At 74.6% G+C, this 15,325-nt stretch carries 14 protein-coding genes; 9 read left to right on the top strand and 5 right to left on the bottom strand.

The features are described from left to right. Nucleotides 1–74: 74 nt before the first annotated feature. Nucleotides 75–1,106, bottom strand: a complete 1,032-nt coding sequence (locus tag ABWK59_RS07225) for an NAD(P)-dependent alcohol dehydrogenase (protein WP_354638876.1) — start codon at nt 1,104–1,106, stop codon at nt 75–77. 146 nt (nt 1,107–1,252) lie between these two features. Here ABWK59_RS07225 and ABWK59_RS07220 point away from each other — a divergent pair, with 146 nt between their 5' ends. Then, nucleotides 1,253–1,921, top strand: a complete 669-nt coding sequence (locus ABWK59_RS07220; protein WP_354638874.1) for a TetR/AcrR family transcriptional regulator — start codon at nt 1,253–1,255, stop codon at nt 1,919–1,921. 76 nt (nt 1,922–1,997) lie between these two features. Here ABWK59_RS07220 and ABWK59_RS07215 read toward each other — a convergent pair whose 3' ends face one another. Both ABWK59_RS07215 and ABWK59_RS07210 read right to left on the bottom strand, forming a co-directional pair. Continuing rightward, on the bottom strand, nt 1,998–3,410 hold the full coding sequence (locus tag ABWK59_RS07215) for a glycoside hydrolase family 47 protein (protein ID WP_354638873.1): 1,413 nt from the start codon (nt 3,408–3,410) through the stop codon (nt 1,998–2,000). 115 nt (nt 3,411–3,525) lie between these two features. Beyond that, nucleotides 3,526–4,884, bottom strand: a complete 1,359-nt coding sequence (locus tag ABWK59_RS07210; protein WP_354638871.1) for an NAD(P)/FAD-dependent oxidoreductase — start codon at nt 4,882–4,884, stop codon at nt 3,526–3,528. A gap of 253 nt (nt 4,885–5,137) precedes the next feature. Here ABWK59_RS07210 and ABWK59_RS07205 point away from each other — a divergent pair, with 253 nt between their 5' ends. The 6 genes from ABWK59_RS07205 to purB all read left to right on the top strand — a co-directional run bounded on the left by ABWK59_RS07205 (nt 5,138) and on the right by purB (nt 10,230). Then, complete coding sequence (locus ABWK59_RS07205) at nt 5,138–5,803, top strand: hypothetical protein (protein WP_354638869.1); 666 nt, start codon at nt 5,138–5,140, stop codon at nt 5,801–5,803. Between the two features lie 41 nt (nt 5,804–5,844). Further along, complete coding sequence (locus ABWK59_RS07200; protein WP_354638867.1) at nt 5,845–6,600, top strand: HipA family kinase; 756 nt, start codon at nt 5,845–5,847, stop codon at nt 6,598–6,600. Then, on the top strand, nt 6,600–7,028 hold the full coding sequence (locus tag ABWK59_RS07195) for a DUF3037 domain-containing protein (protein ID WP_354638865.1): 429 nt from the start codon (nt 6,600–6,602) through the stop codon (nt 7,026–7,028). Before ABWK59_RS07200 ends, ABWK59_RS07195 begins: the two co-directional genes overlap by 1 nt. A gap of 106 nt (nt 7,029–7,134) precedes the next feature. After that, nucleotides 7,135–7,578: a MarR family winged helix-turn-helix transcriptional regulator gene (locus ABWK59_RS07190; RefSeq protein WP_354638864.1), complete on the top strand. Its 444-nt coding sequence runs from the start codon at nt 7,135–7,137 to the stop codon at nt 7,576–7,578. Nucleotides 7,579–7,792: 214 nt separating this feature from the next. Next, entirely contained in the window at nt 7,793–8,710 is a 918-nt protein-coding gene (locus ABWK59_RS07185) for a DUF2797 domain-containing protein (protein ID WP_354638862.1), read from the top strand. Between the two features lie 80 nt (nt 8,711–8,790). Next, nucleotides 8,791–10,230 (top strand): adenylosuccinate lyase, encoded by a 1,440-nt coding sequence (gene purB / locus ABWK59_RS07180; RefSeq protein WP_354638860.1) that lies wholly within the window; start codon nt 8,791–8,793, stop codon nt 10,228–10,230. A 108-nt stretch (nt 10,231–10,338) separates the two neighbouring features. Here purB and ABWK59_RS07175 read toward each other — a convergent pair whose 3' ends face one another. Continuing rightward, nucleotides 10,339–11,907 (bottom strand): MFS transporter, encoded by a 1,569-nt coding sequence (locus tag ABWK59_RS07175; RefSeq protein WP_354638858.1) that lies wholly within the window; start codon nt 11,905–11,907, stop codon nt 10,339–10,341. A gap of 186 nt (nt 11,908–12,093) precedes the next feature. Here ABWK59_RS07175 and ABWK59_RS07170 point away from each other — a divergent pair, with 186 nt between their 5' ends. Then, nucleotides 12,094–12,879, top strand: a complete 786-nt coding sequence (locus ABWK59_RS07170; protein ID WP_354638857.1) for a S1 family peptidase — start codon at nt 12,094–12,096, stop codon at nt 12,877–12,879. Nucleotides 12,880–13,110: 231 nt separating this feature from the next. On the opposite strand, the gene ABWK59_RS07165 is transcribed toward ABWK59_RS07170, so the two are convergent. Next, the gene (locus ABWK59_RS07165) at nt 13,111–14,322 is read right to left on the bottom strand and encodes a helix-turn-helix transcriptional regulator (RefSeq protein ID WP_354638855.1); all 1,212 of its coding nucleotides are present in this window, start codon (nt 14,320–14,322) and stop codon (nt 13,111–13,113) included. Between the two features lie 173 nt (nt 14,323–14,495). Between ABWK59_RS07165 and ABWK59_RS07160 the strand changes: the two genes are divergently transcribed. Further along, complete coding sequence (locus ABWK59_RS07160) at nt 14,496–15,296, top strand: VIT1/CCC1 transporter family protein (protein WP_354638853.1); 801 nt, start codon at nt 14,496–14,498, stop codon at nt 15,294–15,296. Nucleotides 15,297–15,325 lie beyond the last annotated feature (29 nt).

The raw sequence follows: 15,325 nt of genomic DNA, 5'->3' as shown, positions 1-15,325 counted from the left end.
GGCGCCCGCCCGGTCAGCGGCCTCGGCCGGCGCGGGTCGGTGCGGCGGGGCCCGGGCCGGGCGTCCCTCGGACGTCACTCGGAGGGCATGGCGATCGCCAGCTTGCCCGTGACGCGGCCGTCGAGCAGGTGGCGGACGGCTGCGGCGGTCTCCGTGAGCGGGTGGACGCCGTCCACGACGGGGCTGAGCTCGCCCTCGTCGATGAGCGCGGTCAGGTCGCGCAGCCCGTCGGCGTTCTCGGAGGCGATGAAGGTGCCCAGATGCTGGGTGGTGAACGGGGACAGCAGCTGGGCGCGGAGCTGGCGGTCGGTGCCGCCGAGCCAGCGGCCGTCCGTCTCGCCGCCGGTGATGACCAGCCTGCCGCGGGGGGTGAGGGCGCGGCGCAGATCCCGCAGACTGCGGTTGCCGGCGATGTCGATGATGGTGTCGTAGCGGCGTGGGCCGGCGAGGAAGTCCTCGCGGGTGTAGTCGATCACGTGGTCGGCGCCCAGCCTCCGTACGGCGTCGAGCTTGGGGGTGCTGGCGACGGCCGTGACGTGGGCGCCGAGGCTGTGGGCGAGTTGGACGGCGAAGGTGCCCACGCCGCCGGCGGCTCCCGTGATCAGGACCTGCCGGCCCGGCTGGACCCCGCCCTTGTCGCGTACCGCCTGGAGTGCGGTGAGCGCGCTGACGGGCACCGTCGCCGCCTCCTCGAAGGTGAGCCGGACCGGCTTCGGGGCGATCCTCTCGGGGCGGGCGGCGGCGAATTCGGCGAACGCGGCGGCCGCCGTGCCGTAGATCTCGTCACCGGGCGCGAACCCGGCCACTCCGGGGCCGACCGCCTCGACGACGCCGGCGATGTTGCGGCCGGGATTGGGAAGCCTCGGCCTGCGCAGCCCGCTCACGGGCCGGACCGCGTACGGCAGGCCGGCCATCAGGTGCCAGGTGCCCCGGTCCACGCTGGAGGCGCGCACCCGGACCAGTACCTCTCCGGGCCCGAGGCCGGGCCGGGGGAGCCGGGCCGTGCGCAGCACGCTTTCCGGCCGGGTGCCGTAGTGCTCCTGGACGACGGCCGCCATCGTCCCGGTCCCGTCGGCGTCGGCGATCGCCTCACCCGCCTGTCGCATGGTCACTCCTCCCGGTCCCACGCTCGTGCACGTACGGCGTTAGTTACTACTTACACCGTAAGTGCTTTACTTACGGTGTAAGTAGAACACTTACGCCGTAAGCTCGTCAACGCTGGGGAGACCGCGAGAGAAAGTGACCGTCCACCGTGACCCGACGTACCACCCCGCAGCAGCGTCGCGAGCCGCTCACCCGGCAGCGGGTGCTGCGGGCCGCCGTCGAGCTGGCCGACGCCGCCGGCCTGGAGACGTTCAGCATGCGCAAACTCGGCGAGGCCGTCGGAGTGGAGGCCATGTCCCTCTACAACCACGTGGCCAACAAGGAGGACCTGCTCGACGGCATGGTCGATCTGGTCTTCGCCGAGGTGGACCTGCCCGAGCCCGGCGACGGCTGGCGACCGGCGATGCGGCGGCGGGCCGTCTCCATGCGCCTCGCGCTCTCCCGCCACCCCTGGGCCATCGGGCTGATGGAGTCGCGGTCCACGCCGGGCCCGGCCACGCTGCGCCACCACGACGCCGTTCTCGGCTGCCTGCGCCAGGGCGGGTTCTCCCTCGCCGCGACCGCCCACGCCGTCTCGGTGCTCGACAGCTACATCTACGGGTTCGCCCTGCAGGAGAAGGCCCTGCCCTTCGACTCCCCCGAGGAGACCGCCCGGCTGGCGGATTCCATCCTGAGCGGTTTCGGCGACGGCGAGTACCCGTACCTGACCGAGATCGCGACCGCCCACGTCATGCGCCCCGGGTACGCCTACGGCGACGAGTTCGACTTCGGACTGGACCTGATCCTCGAAGGCCTCCAGCGGGCGGCCGCCGCCTGACATCGCGGCCGCACCGGCGGCGCGTCCTCCCGCCACCGCTCCCGCGGCGCCGCGAACGTCCTCCCCCGCCAGGGGATCAGCCCGTCCGCACGGCGCCGCGCAGCAGCTTCCCCTCGGTCGACAGCAGGCCCGAGCGGTAGTCGAAGCGCGGCGCCGCCGCGAACATCAGGTACAGGTACTTCGGGTTCTCGGCGAACCAGTAGCCCGGCGTCAGGTCGCCCAGGCGCATCGGGGAGGCGGTGACGTCCTCGGCCACCGTGTAACCGCCCGGCACCCGCAGATTGGCGCGCAGCCCCCGGAAGTACCGGTACGCGCTCTGCCGGAACCCGTCCTCGCCGGTCAACCGCCAGAGGTCGAACGAGGAGTTGACGTACTCCGGCCGCAGGTCGTTGCGGGCCGAACGGACCTTCCCGGTCTCGTAGTCCAGCACCTCGGGCAGCACCCCGTACAGGTCCAGCAGCCCGGTCCAGCAGGTGTAGTGGTCGCGGGCCAGCTGCAGGTCGCCGCCCTTGCCCAGCAGGCCGGCGTAGAACGAGCCGAGCTCGGAGAGCTGCCGGTCGCGCCGGGCGCCGGTGGCGTAGTCGACCTGGGCGAACCAGTGGCAGCCGTACCTGTCCAGCTGGTGCTTGAGCACCGCGTCGGTCACCATCCGGTACCAGGCGGAGAGTTCGGCGTCGCCGAGGAGTTCGCCGCCGGCCCACAGGTACTCGAGGAAGGAGTCCACCGGGGGGTTCGGCGCGCAGGAGGTGGTGTCCGTCCAGCGGCCCGACTCCACGTCCAGGGTGGTGCCCAGCAGGCCGAGCGAGGAACGCCGGTCGATCACCGCGCGGTACGCCCGCTTGGCCGCGTCCTGGTACCTGGCGTCCCGGGTGAGCCGGGAGAGCGTGCCGAACTCCAGGATGTTCGTGCCGATCTCGGCCAGCGGGCTGGTCCGGCCCTCGACCGCTCCGGTGCGCAGGTTGACGTACCGGTAGGGGAGGCCCGTGGGGGAGCGGGTGAAGGCCGGCAGCAGCCGGTCGGCGAGCTGCCGGCAGCGGTCCAGCAGGGCCGGCCGGCCGGTGCACAGGTACCCGGCGAGCAGCCCGCCGACCAGGCGGATCACCGCCTCGAAGACCTGCACCCGGGCGTCGGGGGCCGGGTCGAAGTGCTGCTCGATCCAGTCGGCGGAGAGCCGGACCTCCTCGTCCAGCTCCATCAGCCACAGAGTGTCCAGCGCCTCCACGATGGACAGGCCGAAGGTGTGCCCCGGCGCGAAGAAGTCGTTGTGCCCGCCGGAGACCGGGCGCACCTCGTCGTAGCCCCACGCCGCCCGCTTGTACCCCTCCCAGCTGTGCAGGAACTCCGCCCGGACCTCCCGGGCGACGGTGGCCGCGTCCGGCATCCCGGCGGCGGCCGCCGGCGCGGCGGCGGGGGAGGAGCCGAGCAGGGCGGGGGCGGCGGCCGAGGCCGCGAGCAGGGTCCGGCGGCGGGGGCGGGCGAGGGGGCGCATGGCCCCGGACGTTAGCCCCCGCCCGGTGCGCCGCGCCCCAAGCGCGGCGCCCGCGTGTCGGCGCTCCCGCCCAGGTCAGGACGGGAGCGCCGGGGGAGCGGGACGCCGGCCGGATTCACCCCTTCGCCAGCAGCGCCTGCGCGTGCTCGCGGACCTGATCCCGGGTCAGGTAGACGTCGGTGTACTCGAAGTCCTGCAGCCGGGCGGGCTGGCGGGCCAGGAAGCCGGTCCGGACGAAGTCGTCGCCGGCGGTCGCGTTCAGCAGCCAGTTGGCGCCCACCCGGAACTTGGCGACATTGGTCCGCATCGCCATCATGTGGTAGCTGCGGGCCACCAACTGGGCGGGTAGGCCGTGCAGTTCGATGCCCGCCGGCTTGGAGACCGCGTCCTTGCCGCCGAGGTCCACCACCAGGCCCAGGTCCTTGTGGTAGTACGGCTCCAGCGGCTGCTTGTGCAGCGCGGCCACCAGGTTGTCCGCCACCGCCCGCCCCTGCCGGGCCGCGTGCTGCGCGGTCGGCGGGCAGACCGCCCCGTCACCCAGTGCCAGGTCCGGTACGGCGGCCGCGTCACCGAGCGCGAACACGCCCTCGAACTGCGGTACCCGCATCTCCGCGGTGACGGCGATCCGGCCGCGGACGGTCTCCGCGTCCAGGGTGCCGATCAGCGGGCTGGCGGCCACGCCCGCCGTCCAGATCAGCGTCCGGCAGGGCAGGGTGCGGCCGTCGGTGAACTTGACGCTCTCCGCACCGACCTCGGCCACCGAGACGCCCAGCGACACCTCGACGCCGCGGCCGCGCAGGATGCTCAGCGCCTGCTGGCCCAGCTTCTCGCCGAGTTCGGGCATCAGCTTCGGCGCGATGTCGATCAGGTGCCACTTGATCAGCCGCGGGTCCAGCCGCGGGTAGCGGCGGATCGCCGCCGTGGTCAGCCGCTGGAGGCAGGCGGCCGTCTCGGTGCCCGCGTACCCGCCGCCGACCACCACGAACTGCAGCCGGGACTCCATCTCCCGGGTGTCGACGGAGGCCGAGGCCAGGTCGAGCTGGGAGATCACGTGGTCCCGGATGTAGGTCGCCTCCGCCAGCGTCTTCATCCCGCGCGCGTAGTCGGTCAGCCCGGGGATGTCGAAGGTCCGGGTCACGCTGCCCGGCGCCAGCACCAGGTAGTCGTACCGCTCGGCGGTCACCTCGTCGGTGATCTTGCGGACCACGCACACCTTCGACCGCGGGTCCACGCCGATCGCGCCGCCCGGGACGATGTGGGTACGCCGCATGCTGCGGCGCAGTGACACCGCGACGGACTGCGGCGTCAGCACGCCGGCCGCGACGTGCGGCAGCAGCGGCAGGTAGAGCTGGTAGCTGAACGGCGTGACCAGGGAGATCTCCGCCTCCGAGGGTGCGAGCTTGCGCTCCAGCCGGCGGGCACACTCCAGACCGGCGAAGCCGCCGCCGACGATCAGGATCCGAGGTCGCTCCATCGTTCATCCCTTACGTGCTGATCCGTGCCGTACCAGGACAACTGTTCGCCACACTCGCACGGCCGAGTGGTGCCTGCCACCGGGGTGATGCGGGCGCGTGGCGCGGGGCACCCGGCGCAGTCCGGTTGCCGTGGGGCGGGGACGGGGGCAGAGGGCGGGATCGGGGGAGGGGTGGGGGAGTGGCGTGTGGAAGACTCCTCGTGATCATCACCGGGGTGGCGTCCCCGGTGGAACCACGCGGGGAAGTCGGCCGATGCACACCACCACCGTTGTCAGGTCCCGATGGGCGGTGGCGGCCCTCGTCGGGGCGGCGCTCACCGCCGGCTGCGGGACGGGGCCCGCGGACTCCCGCCCGGCTGCCGCGCCCACCTCGGCGGTGGCCTCGTCCGCCCCGGCGGTGGCCTCGTCCGCCCCGGCTCCCTCCGCCGCGGCTCCTTCCGTTCCGGAGGCGGGTGGCTTCGGCAGGGTGGCGGCGCAGGCGGACCTGGACGCGGCCGTCGTGGCCGCGGGGCTCACCGGCCCTGCGGTGGCGGGACTGCCGGAGCGGTCCACCGACGCGCCGGCCACCGAACGGGAGCGGGCACGGAGGGAGGTGGCGGACCGGATGGCGGCCTGTGCGGTCGCCTGGTCCTCCGCCGACGGCCCGGCGGGCGGGGGTTCGGCGGCTGAGGGGCGGACGCGGTTCGACGCCGTCCTCGTCGGCCTCGCGGCCCGGGGCTGGGCGCAGGACCGCCCGGTCGAGCAGGAGTCGGTCGGCGGGAGCGGCTCGATGACCATGGCCACGTACAAGAAGCAGGGCTGGACCCTGCTCGCCCGGCACCACGACCTGCGCGGGCTCAGGCCGACCGTCTTCGCCGCGACCGAGGACACCTGCACCTCCCGGTTCAGCGACGAGGAACTGGCGCTCCTGGAGGACTAAGACCGACCGGCCGCGGCCCCGGAGGCCGATAGGGTGGCGGGATGCTCAGCGAGGTGACGGCGGTCCGGTACGTGACGCCCCTGCGTGAAGGCGGCTCGATGCCCGGGCTGGTCGAGGGCCACGACCGGCGACTGTACGTGCTCAAGTGGTGCGGCGCGGCCCAGGGCCGCAAGGCGCTGGTCGCCGAGGTGCTCGCCGGCGAACTCGGCCGCGGACTCGGCCTGCCGGTGCCCGAACTGGTCCGGCTGGACCTCGATCCGGTGCTCGCCCGCAGCGAACCGGAGCAGCAGATCCAGGAGCAGATGCGCGCCAGCGGCGGCGCCAACCTCGGCATGGCCTTCGTCAGCGGCGCCCTCAACTTCGACCCGCTCTGCTTCGACGTGGACGGCGAACTCGCCGCCCGGGTCCTCTGGTTCGACGCGCTGATCGGCAACGTCGACCGCTCCTGGCGCAACCCCAACCTGCTGGTCGCGGCCGGCGGCCTGCGCCTCATCGACCACGGCGCCAGCCTGATCTTCCATCACCACTGGCCCGGCGCCGCCGGCTGGATCCGCAGGCCGTACGACGCCTCGGACCACGCGCTGCGCCCGGCGGTCACCGGCCTCAAGGCCGCCGACGAGGAGCTGGCCCCGCGGGCGCTCGCGGTGCTGCCGGCCGCCGTGGCGGCGATCCCCGAGGAGTGGCTGGACGGCGAGGCGGGCTTCGACTCGGTCGAGGAGGTGCGCGAGGCCTACCTCGCGCAGCTGACGGCCCGGCTGGCGGGCCCGCGCGAGTGGCTCCCGGAGGTGGCCGCCTGATGTCAGGGATCGACGGGTCGGGGATCGACGTGACCGGCCGGAGCGATGGGGTTCTGCACGACTACGAGTACGCGCTGATCAGGGCCGTGCCGCGGGTCGAGCGGGGCGAGTGCGTGAACATCGGCGTGCTGCTCTACTGCCGGCAGAGCGGCTACCTCGGCGCCCGGACCCACCTGGACCAGGCGCGGCTTCTGGCGCTGGACCCGGTGGCGGACGTGGCCGGGGTGCGGCGGGCCCTGCACGGCATCGAGGCGGTCTGCGCGGGCGGCCCCGAGGCGGGCCCGGCGGCCGGGGACAGCGGCGGGCAGCGGTTCCGCTGGCTGACGGCGCCGCGCAGCGCGGTGGTCCAGCCGGGGCCGGTGCACACCGGGCTGACCGCGGACCCGGAGGGCGAGCTGCGGCACCTCTTCGACCAGCTGGTGCTCTGACGGCTTCCGCTCCGTTTCCGGCCTGTTTCCGGCCGTTCGGATCCAGGGAAGTCGTTGCCGCGGTCAAAGCTGGAGTTGGTGAACCTTTTACGCGTACCCTGGGCTCATGGGCAGTAGCACAGGGACCTCGGCCGTACCCTCCACCGCCGACCTGATGGAGTCGGTGGCCGCGGTGGGTGCGGCGTACTTCCAGGACTTCGCGGCCGCCGCCGGGCTGCACGGGCTGAACTCCTCGCAGGCCAAGGCACTCAAGGCGGTGCAGGAGCCGGTGCCGATGCGGGCGCTCGCCGGGCGGCTCGGGTGCGACGCCTCCAACGTCACCGGGATCGTCGACCGCCTGGAGTCGCTGGGGCTCGCGCACCGCGAGGCGGCGCCCGGGGACCGGCGGGTCAAGATCGTCAGCATCACCGAGGAGGGGCGGGACGTGCTGGAGCGGATCCGCCGGGACATGACCCGCGCCCACGAGGCCTTCGCCAGCCTGGACGAGGGGCAGCGGGTGCAGTTGGACACGCTGTGCCGGCAGGTGCTGCCGCTGCTCGCGGGGCGGTAGGGGCAAACGCCGGGTTCGCGTTTCTGAGCGGTGCCGATCGGGGTGGGGGCGGCGCTCGGTGGGCGGCTTCCGGGTGGGCGCGCTTCCGATTCGCGCAGTTCTCCCCCCAGCCTTGGCGGCTGGGAGGTGCCCCCACGCGCCCCTCATGGCTCGCGCTCTCGTGTCCTCGCGCTGTCGGTGGTGGGGGTTAGGGTCGCCGGTGGAGAGGAGTGGTGTGGGGAACTGGACGGCGACCGGGGTGCGGTGGCGGGACGGGGTGGCCCGGCTGACGGCGAGTGACGGGCGGCGGGAGCACGAGCGGGCGGTGGAGCCCGGGCTGCGGGTCGCGTGGCGGCTGAGCGGGCCGCGGGGCTGTGGCGGCGTGTGGGCCGGCGGGCGGCACCGCAGGTGCCCGTACGGGGCGGTGGTGGCGCCGGACAGCAAGACCGTGCAGTGCGAGGCGTGCCAGTCGGCGGACCGCGGGCTGGCCCTCGCCCGGGACCAGATCCTCGACGACGGCCGCACCTACCGGCTGTACCTGGCGTGGTTCGGCGACGGCCTGCTCAAGGTGGGGCTGACCGCCGAGGAACGGGGGACGGTCCGCCTCCAGGAGCAGGCGGCCCTGGTGTACACCTTCGTCGGGCGCGGGCGGCTGCCGGCCGTGCGGCGGGCGGAGCTCACGGTGGCCCGGGCGGGGCTGGCCCGGGAGCGGGTGCCCTCGGCGGCGAAGTCCGGCGCGTGGTGGGCGCTGCCCGCGGCGGAGCACCGGGCGGCCCGGCTGGCCGCGCTGCGGGCGGAGGTGCTGGCGCTGCTGGCGGAGCACGATGTGGAGCTGCTGCGGGACGGCCCGCTGGTGGACCAGGTGGCGCTGTTCGGGTTGGCGCAGGGTGCGCCGGAGGCGTACCGCGAGGTCACCGCGCTGGCGCCGGACGCGGTGCTCGGCGGTACGCTGCGCGCGGCCGTCGGCGGGCACCTGTTCCTCGACCAGGCGCCGGCAGGGTCGACGGAGCAGGAGGAGACCCCGCTGCTGCTGGACACCCGGCTGCTGACCGGCTGGGGGCTGACCGCCGTGCCCGCACAGCCGTGCGCCGGGGTGGTGGTGAAGCCGCGCCTGCGGCCCCGCGAGGAGGCGGAGCAGGAGTCGCTGTTCTGACGGCGGCGCCCCGGGGGGCGTACGGTCGCCGGGCCGGGTGGCGAGTGCGCCGTGATTCCGGCTGACCTCGGCTGTTAGGCTTGCCAAGCGTGAGCGCGAAGCCCCAGATCCCCAATGTCCTGGCCTCCCGGTACGCCTCGGCGACCCTGGCCCAGCTGTGGTCCCCCGAGCACAAGGTGGTCCTCGAGCGCCACCTGTGGCTCGCCGTCCTCAAGGCGCAGAAGGACCTCGGCATCGAGGTTCCGGCCGACGCCATCGCCGACTACGAGCGGGTGATCGACCAGGTCGACCTGGAGTCGATCGCGGCCCGCGAGCGGGTCACCCGGCACGACGTGAAGGCCCGCATCGAGGAGTTCAGCGACCTCGCCGGCCACGAGCAGATCCACAAGGGCATGACCTCCCGGGATCTCACCGAGAACGTCGAGCAGCTGCAGATCCGCCAGTCGCTGGACCACGTCCGCGACCGCACGGTGGCCGTCCTGGTCCGCCTGGGCAGCCTCTCCGCCCAGTACGCCGAGCTGGTCATGGCCGGCCGCTCGCACAACGTGGCCGCCCAGGCCACCACCCTCGGCAAGCGCTTCGCCACCGTCGCGGACGAGCTGCTGGTCGCCTTCCGCCGCCTGGAGGAGCTGATCGCCCGCTACCCGCTGCGCGGGATCAAGGGCCCGGTCGGCACCGCCCAGGACATGCTGGACCTGCTCGGCGGCGATGCCGACAAGCTGGCCGAGCTGGAGCGCCGGGTCGCCGGCCACCTCGGCTTCGACAACGTGCTCACCAGCGTCGGCCAGGTCTACCCGCGCTCGCTGGACTTCGAGGTGCTCACCGCCCTGGTGCAGCTCGCCGCGGGCCCGTCCAGCCTGGCCAAGACCATCCGCCTGATGGCCGGCCACGAGCTGGTCACCGAGGGCTTCAAGGCGGGCCAGGTCGGCTCCTCCGCGATGCCGCACAAGATGAACACCCGCTCCTGCGAGCGCGTCAACGGCCTGGCCGTCATCCTGCGCGGGTACGCGTCGATGACCGCCGAGCTGGGCGGCGACCAGTGGAACGAGGGCGACGTCTCCTGCTCGGTGGTCCGCCGGGTCGCGCTGCCGGACGCGTTCTTCGCCTTCGACGGCCTGCTGGAGACCTTCCTCACCGTCCTGGACGAGTTCGGCGCCTTCCCCGCCGTGGTCGAGGCCGAGCTGGACCGGTACCTGCCGTTCCTCGCCACCACCAAGGTGCTGATGGGCGCGGTGCGGGCCGGCGTCGGCCGGGAGACCGCGCACGAGGTCATCAAGGAGCACGCGGTGGCCTCCGCCCTGGCCATGCGCGAGGGCGCCCGCGAGAACGCGCTGCTGGACAAGCTGGCCGCCGACGAGCGGATCCCGCTGGACCGTGCCGCGCTGGACGCGCTGCTCGCCGACCGGCTCTCCTTCACCGGCGCGGCCGGTGCCCAGGTGGCCGAGCTGGTGCGGCTGATCCAGGCCGTCGCGGACACCTACCCGGAGGCGGCGAAGTACGCGCCGGGCGACATCCTCTGAGGCGCTGACCCCGCGGGCCGCGCGCCCGCAGGCTCGTACCCGGGCCCCGGCCACCGGATCTTCGGTGGCCGGGGCCCGGCTCGTATGGCGGACCCTCGGACCGGCCCGTCAGGCCGGTTCGCCGCCGGCGTGACCGGGGTCGGTGCCGCGGGTGCCGCGGGTGCCGCGGGTGCCGCGGGTGCCGTGGTGGCCGGGGTCGAGCGGGGTGTCGGTCGGGCCGCAGTACCAGCCGCAGTCGGGTTCGGCGATCGGCCGGTCCGGCTCCAGGGCGTTCCCCGGGATGGTCGCCAGCGCCACCAGCCCGCCGGCGGCGAGCAGCCCGGCGCAGATCAGCATCGCCGTCCCGAACGCCGAGTCCACCTCCGCGGGGATCTGGTACGCGTCGCCGCTCAGTCCCGCGAGCGGCGGGAGCGCCGCGACCGCCAGTAGTCCGGCCGCCCGCGCGGCGGCGTTGTTCACCCCGCTGGCGATGCCCGCCCGGCGGACCTCCACCGCCGCCAGCACGGTGGCGGTGAGCGGTGCCACCAGCAGGGTCATCCCGCAGCCGAGCACCGTCACGGCCGGCAGCACGTCCGTCCAGTACGAGGCCCCCGGGCCGATCCGCAGCATCAGCAGCACACCGGCCGCGCAGATCATGGGGCCCAGGAACAGCGGCAGCCGGGGCCCGACCGCCCGGCCCAGCTGCCCTGCCCGGCCGGAGAACGCCAGCATCAGCACGGTGATCGGCACCAGGGCCGTACCGGAGGCGAGCGGCGAGAAGCCGGACACGGTCTGCAACTGCACCACCAGCAGCAGGAAGATGCCGCTGAACGCGCCGTACACCAGCAGCGTCACCACGTTGATCACGCTGAACAGCCGCGAGGAGAACAGCCCCAGCGGCAGCATCGGATCCGCCGAACGGCGCTCGACCAGCACGAACGCCACCCCGGCCAGCACGCCCGCCGCCCCCGCCAGCAGCGACAGCCCACGCCCCGCCTCGGTGAGCGCGTACGTCACCCCGCCGAGCGCGAGCGCCGCGAGTGCCGCGCCGAGCACGTCGAACCGCCCGTGCTGGGCCGGGTCGCGGGTCTCCGGGACGTGGCGTCCCGTCACCACCACGACCACCACCGCCAGCGGGACGTTCAGCAGGAAGATCCAGCGCCAGCCCGGCCCGTCCACCAGCCAGCCGCCCAGGAACGGCCCGACCGCCGCCGCCACCCCGCCCAGGCCCGACCACGCGCCCACCGCCCCGCCCCGGTCGTCCGGGTGGAACACCGCCTGGAGCATGGCCAGCGAGCCCGGGGTGAGCAGTGCGCCGCCGATGCCCTGCAGGCCGCGGGCCAGGATCAGCACCTCGACGGTGGGCGCCGCCGCGCAGAGCGCCGAGGCGGCCGCGAACCATCCCACCCCGATCAGGAACACCCGCCGCCGGCCGTACCGGTCGCCGAGCGAGCCGCCGAGCAGGATCAGCGAGGCCAGGGTCAGCAGGTAGGAGTTCACCACCCACTGCAGGGCCGACACCGACGCGTCCAGGTCCTGGCCGATCCGCGGCAGCGCGACGTTGACCACCGTGCCGTCCAGCATGGCCATGCCCGAGCCCAGCGCCGTCGCGGCCACCACCCACCGGCCGCGCGCCGTGCCCAGGCGGATGGCAACGGGCTCGCCGGTGCCCCTCGTCGTCACCTCGTGATCGTCCACGAGACGATCCTCCTCCCCGCCCCCGGCCGCCGCCGCCCGGGGCCGGGGCCGAAGGCCGGGGCACGGCCTGTGGGGGTGACCGGCGCGGGCGTCCTGCCAGCCGGGGCGGGCAGGACCGGAAGTCTGTTCGACCGTCTCCTCCGGGACCGATCCTGAGGGCTCCGCCATTCGACTGAGGAGGACTCGATGAGACGTCAACTGGCCCGCTGCTTCACGGTGTTGGCGAGCGTGGTGTTCGGCGCCGGCGCCCTGGTGCTGCCCGCCCAGGCGGCCGCGGACCCGTCGCCGACCGTGGTCGGCGGGACGCGGGCCGCCCAGGGCGAGTTCCCCTTCATGGTGCGGCTGTCGATGGGCTGCGGGGGCGCCCTCTACACCCGGCAGATCGTGCTCACGGCCGCCCACTGCGTCGACGGCACCGGCAGCGACAGCAGCATCACCGCCACGGCCGGCGTCGTCGACCTGAACAGCAGCAGCGCGATCAAGGTCAGGTCCACGTACGTCTACCAGTCGCCCCAGTACGGCAGGGAGGGCGGCAACGACTGGGCCCTGATCAAGCTCGCCTCGCCGATCACCAGCAGCAAGGTCACCACCCTGCCGATCGCCACCAACACGACGTACAACAACGGCACCTTCACCGTCGCCGGCTGGGGCGCCACCCGCGAGGGCGGCGGGCAGCAGCGGTACCTGCAGAAGGCCGCCGTGCCGTACGTCTCCGACGTCACCTGTGCCCAGGCGTACCCGGAGCTGGCCAAGGACGGAGAGTTGTGCGCCGGGAACATGGCCCAGGGCGGGGTTGACACCTGCCAGGGCGACTCGGGCGGTCCGATGTTCCGCAAGGACGCGGCGGACGCGTGGATCCAGGTCGGCATCACCAGCTGGGGCGAGGGCTGCGCACGGGCCGGGTACCCGGGCGTCTACACGGAGGTCAGCACCTACGCCTCCGCGATCGCGGCGGCGGCCGCGAAGCTCTGAGCCCACCCGCCGCCCCCGGCCCGACGGCCGGGGGCGGCTTTCGCGTTCGGGCGGGTGCCCGAGGCGGAGGGATACCTCAGCCGCCGGGGCTGGGGGAGAGCTGCGCGGGGCGGAGGCGTGCCTCTCGGAGCCGCCCGGGGAGCGAGGATGCTCTGCGGGCGGCTTCGGCGTGGGTGGGCTTCCGCCTCGCGCAGTTCCCCGCGCCCCTGATTGACCGCGTTCCCGGGGAGGTCAGCCGTCGGCTGTGCGGAGTTGCTCGTGGGCGTGGGGGTAGCGGGGGGTGTGGTGGGTGAGCCAGGTGGTGGTGCGGGTGTGTTCGTGGGCGAGGCGGCCGGTGGTGGGGGGTGTGGTGGCGAGGAGGGGGCGGGCGAGGTCGGGGCGGTCGGCCCAGAGGTAGGCGCCGGCGAGGCGGACGGTGACCAGGGCGCGGATGTGGGCATGGGCGGCGGGGAGTCCCGCCAGTGCGCGGCGGAGGGCGGCCACGGCGAGCCGGGCGTGGCTGTGCCGCCCGGTGCGGGCGGCGAGGTCGCGGTGGCAGGTGCCGAGGGCGATGGCGAGCTCGGTGGCGCTCTCGTCCGGGCGTCCGGCCCAGGGCACGGCCGGGTCCGGCCCGGCCCGGCGGGCCAGTGCGGCCGCTTCGTCGAGGGCCCGCCGTGCGCCGTTGCGGTCGCCGGCCAGGGCGTGGCCGCGGGCGAGCGCCAGGCAGGCGGCGGCCCGGACGGCGGGGCGGTCGGGGGAGGCGGTGCGGTGGGCGGCCTCCGCGGTGGCCAGGGCGGCGGCGAGGTGGCCGTCGTCGCGGTGCACCCCGCTGCGGCGGGCGAGCAGGACCGCGGCGGTCCCGGGGTCGCCGGCGCTGCGGGCCCACTCCAGGCCGAGGTCGTACCAGGCCAGCGCGCGGTGGTGGTCGGCCTCGTCGTAGCAGGCCCAGCCGGCCAGTTCGGCGTAGCGGGCGCCGAGGACGAGCAGCGGGGACCGGCCGTCGGCCGTGCGGAGGGTACGGGCGAGCACCCCGGTGTGGTGGGCGAGGACGGCGGCCAGCGGTCGGCCGCCGACGGTGGCGGTGGCGTCCCGGTAGGCGTGCAGCAGTTGTTCGAACGCCTCGGCGGAGGCGGCCGGTTCCGTGCCCCCTGACCGGACCGCCTTCCACTGTTCGCGATCGTGTTCCAGCTCGGGCCAGATCCCGGTCAGCTCTCCGCCGGTGCCGAGGAGTTCGTCGGCGCGGGCGGCGAGGCCGGGGGGTGGCCAGCGGTGGGCGGTCTCGACCCGGCTGATGTGCGAGTCGTCGTAACCGAGGCGGCGGCCGAGTTCGGCCTGGCTGAGTCCGCGGAGTCTGCGCCAGTGCCGGAGCCGGGCGCCGAAACGGGCGCGCGCGGATTCGGTCGGCTGCGGGTCGCTGGACGGCACCGGACCTCCAGTGGGGTGGATGGACGGTGGAATCGTCATTCGGATATGTCATGGACATGTATCCCCGGGGTGGCGAACACGTCAAACGGCCCACCGGAAGCGCTCGCCGCCCGTCCCCGGGCCCGCCCGACACTCCGGGCCCTGAGCTTCGACGGCCCGGCCGCCGGCGGACCTTAGCCTTGCCGCAGCCTTGCCGCGAGGAGGCGGTGGACGTGGGAACACCCGTGCCCGGGCCGGACTGGGCCGTGCTGGCCCCCGACTGGGACCCGGCCGAGCACAGCGCGGAGCTCGACGCCCGGGCGGAGGAGGAGCTGGAGGCCATCGGCCGGACGGCCGAGCGGGTGGCCGGCGGCAGCATCCGCGCCGCGGTCCTCGGCGTCAACGACGGCCTGGTGACCAACCTCTGCATGATCCTCGGCGTCGCCGGCGCCTCCGCGAGCGCCGCCACCATCCGCCTCACGGGCCTCGCCGGCCTGGTGGCCGGGGCGCTGTCGATGGCGGCCGGGGAGTGGGTCTCCGTCCGCAGCCAGCGCGAGGTGGCCCACGGCATGGAGGACGCGCTGCAGCGCGCGTGGACCCTGTCGCCGCCCGTGGTGCTGACCCGGCTGGCCCGCCGGATGCGCGAACGCGGCCTCGACCGGGTCACCGCCGTCCGGGCCAGCCGCGGCGTGGTCAGCGCGCCGCGCGGCGCCCGCGAGACCAGCCTGCGGATCCTCTACGGCGTCGGCGCGGAGGACGCCGGTTCCCCGGTGGTGGTCGCCGTCAGCTCGTTCCTGCTGTTCGCGCTCGGCGCGCTGGTCCCGCTGCTGCCGTGGTTCATCACCGACGGCGGGCCGGCCGTCACGGCCTCGCTGGTCGTGACGGCCCTCGCCTCGCTCGCGGTCGGCGGCCTGCTCGGCCGGGGCTCGGGCCGCGGCGCCCTCCGTTCCGCGCTGCGCCAACTGCTGATCGTCGCCGGCGCCTCCGCCGTCACCTTCGGCCTCGGACGGCTCGCGGGCGGCGCGGTGCTCTGACCGGCCGGCCCCGACCCGTCGAGGGCGGC

It is taken from the genome of Kitasatospora sp. HUAS MG31, from assembly GCF_040571325.1.
GTDB classification, from domain to species: Bacteria; Actinomycetota; Actinomycetes; order Streptomycetales; family Streptomycetaceae; genus Kitasatospora; species Kitasatospora camelliae.
The sequence above is the reverse complement of the archived record's forward strand: the minus strand, read 5'-3'. Positions and strand labels throughout refer to the sequence as shown.

Coding starts and splice junctions, on each gene's coding strand:
- ABWK59_RS07210 (WP_354638871.1), bottom strand. CDS start 4,884: ATGGAGCGACCTCGGATCCTGATCGTCGGCGGCGGCTTCGCCGGTCTG.
- ABWK59_RS07200 (WP_354638867.1), top strand. CDS start 5,845: ATGCTCAGCGAGGTGACGGCGGTCCGGTACGTGACGCCCCTGCGTGAA.
- ABWK59_RS07190 (WP_354638864.1), top strand. CDS start 7,135: ATGGGCAGTAGCACAGGGACCTCGGCCGTACCCTCCACCGCCGACCTG.
- ABWK59_RS07205 (WP_354638869.1), top strand. CDS start 5,138: ATGCACACCACCACCGTTGTCAGGTCCCGATGGGCGGTGGCGGCCCTC.
- ABWK59_RS07165 (WP_354638855.1), bottom strand. CDS start 14,322: ATGACGATTCCACCGTCCATCCACCCCACTGGAGGTCCGGTGCCGTCC.
- ABWK59_RS07225 (WP_354638876.1), bottom strand. CDS start 1,106: ATGCGACAGGCGGGTGAGGCGATCGCCGACGCCGACGGGACCGGGACG.
- ABWK59_RS07215 (WP_354638873.1), bottom strand. CDS start 3,410: ATGCGCCCCCTCGCCCGCCCCCGCCGCCGGACCCTGCTCGCGGCCTCG.
- ABWK59_RS07195 (WP_354638865.1), top strand. CDS start 6,600: ATGTCAGGGATCGACGGGTCGGGGATCGACGTGACCGGCCGGAGCGAT.
- ABWK59_RS07170 (WP_354638857.1), top strand. CDS start 12,094: ATGAGACGTCAACTGGCCCGCTGCTTCACGGTGTTGGCGAGCGTGGTG.